Source organism: Rhodoferax potami (genome assembly GCF_032193765.1).
Classification (GTDB): Bacteria; Pseudomonadota; Gammaproteobacteria; order Burkholderiales; family Burkholderiaceae_C; genus Allorhodoferax; species Allorhodoferax potami.
Genome location: NZ_JAVBIJ010000001.1, coordinates 3,837,501 through 3,840,000, shown reverse-complemented (window position 1 = coordinate 3,840,000; position 2,500 = coordinate 3,837,501). Strand labels below are relative to the sequence as shown.

General features: G+C 51.0%; 2 rRNA genes (both only partly in view). Both read right to left on the bottom strand.

Features of this window, described 5'->3' with window-relative positions:
- A 5S ribosomal RNA gene (rrf, locus tag RAE21_RS18555) occupies positions 1-51 on the bottom strand (it extends 62 nt beyond the left edge of the window).
- Positions 52-204: 153 nt separating this feature from the next.
- Positions 205-2,500, bottom strand: a 23S ribosomal RNA gene (locus tag RAE21_RS18550); it runs 582 nt beyond the window's last position.

The window sequence follows — 2,500 nt, the reverse complement described above, 5'->3', positions numbered from 1 at the left end:
TGTCCTGTTCGGGATGGGAAGGAGTGGTACCAAGTCGCTATGGTCGTCAGGCATAACTTGTTGTCACCCAGACTAGAGGTCTGGGCAACCAATTTATAGAGCTAATCAGCTTGTCTTTTACGACGCCATCTCGCTGGGAGATGGTCATTTGAATGCGTCAACTTGGCATAACTTCCTTGAAGTACTTGCGTACATCAAAGTTATAGGGTCAAGCCGCACGAGCAATTAGTATCGGTTAGCTTAACGCATTACTGCGCTTCCACACCCGACCTATCAACGTCCTGGTCTTGAACGACTCTTCAGGGGGCTCAAGGCCCCGGCAGATCTCATCTTGAAACGAGTTTCCCGCTTAGATGCTTTCAGCGGTTATCTCTTCCACACTTAGCTACTCGGCAATGCCACTGGCGTGACAACCGATACACCAGAGGTGTGTCCACTCCGGTCCTCTCGTACTAGGAGCAGGCTTCCTCAAATCTGCAGCGCCCACGGAAGATAGGGACCAAACTGTCTCACGACGTTTTAAACCCAGCTCACGTACCTCTTTAAATGGCGAACAGCCATACCCTTGGGACCGGCTACAGCCCCAGGATGAGATGAGCCGACATCGAGGTGCCAAACACCGCCGTCGATATGAACTCTTGGGCGGTATCAGCCTGTTATCCCCAGAGTACCTTTTATCCGTTGAGCGATGGCCCTTCCATACAGAACCACCGGATCACTATGTCCTGCTTTCGCATCTGCTCGACTTGTCAGTCTCGCAGTTAAGCACGCTTATGCCATTGCACTATCATCACGATGTCCGACCGTAACTAGCGTACCTTCGAACTCCTCCGTTACGCTTTGGGAGGAGACCGCCCCAGTCAAACTGCCTACCATGCACTGTCCCCGATCCAGATAATGGACCTAGGTTAGAACCTCAAACACACCAGGGTGGTATTTCAACGTTGGCTCCATAAGATCTAGCGACCCTACTTCAAAGCCTCCCACCTATCCTACACAGATCTGTTCAAAGTCCAATACAAAGCTACAGTAAAGGTTCATGGGGTCTTTCCGTCTTTCCGCGGGGAGATTGCATCATCACAAACATTTCAACTTCGCTGAGTCTCAGGAGGAGACAGTGTGGCCATCGTTACGCCATTCGTGCAGGTCGGAACTTACCCGACAAGGAATTTCGCTACCTTAGGACCGTTATAGTTACGGCCGCCGTTTACTGGGACTTCAATCAAGAGCTTGCACCCCATCATTTAATCTTCCAGCACCGGGCAGGCGTCACACCCTATACGTCCACTTTCGTGTTTGCAGAGTGCTGTGTTTTTAATAAACAGTCGCAGCCACCGATTTTTTGCAACCTCATTGGGCTCCATCCGCGAGGGACTTCACCTACTAAAGGCACACCTTCTTCCGAAGTTACGGTGTCAATTTGCCGAGTTCCTTCTCCTGAGTTCTCTCAAGCGCCTTAGAATACTCATCTCGCGCACCAGTGTCGGTTTGCGGTACGGTCGTGTGTAGCTGAAGCTTAGTGGCTTTTCCTGGAAGCAGGGTATCACTCACTTCGTCTGCAAGCAGACTCGTTATCACTCCTCATCTAAGCCCGGCGGATTTGCCTACCAGGCACGACTACAAGCTTGAACCAACATGTCCAACAGTTGGCTGAGTTAACCTTCTCCGTCCCCACATCGCACTACACATCGGTACAGGAATATTGACCTGTTTCCCATCAGCTACGCATCTCTGCCTCGCCTTAGGGGCCAACTCACTCTACGCCGATGAACGTTGCGTAGAAAACCTTGCGCTTACGGCGAGGGGGCTTTTCACCCCCTTTAACGCTACTCATGTCAGCATTCGCACTTCTGATACCTCCAGCACGCTTTACAACGCACCTTCACAGGCTTACAGAACGCTCTCCTACCACTTGCAATAAATTGCAAATCCGCAGCTTCGGTAACTGGCTTAGCCCCGTTACATCTTCCGCGCAGGACGACTCGATCAGTGAGCTATTACGCTTTCTTTAAATGATGGCTGCTTCTAAGCCAACATCCTGACTGTTTTAGCCTTCCCACTTCGTTTCCCACTTAGCCAATTTTAGGGACCTTAGCTGGCGGTCTGGGTTGTTTCCCTCTTGAGTCCGGACGTTAGCACCCGGTGCTCTGTCTCCCAAGCTGTACTCTGCGGTATTCGGAGTTTGCATTGGTTTGGTAAGTCGCCATGACCCCCTAGCCAAAACAGTGCTCTACCCCCGCAGGTAATACTTGAGGCACTACCTAAATAGTTTTCGGAGAGAACCAGCTATTTCCAAGTTTGTTTAGCCTTTCACCCCTATCCACAGCTCATCCGCTAGTTTTGCAACACTAGTCGGTTCGGACCTCCAGTACCTGTTACGGCACCTTCATCCTGGCCATGGATAGATCACTTGGTTTCGGGTCTACACCCAGCGACTAGACGCCCTATTCGGACTCGATTTCTCTACGGCTTCCCTATTCGGTTAACCTTGCCACTGAAT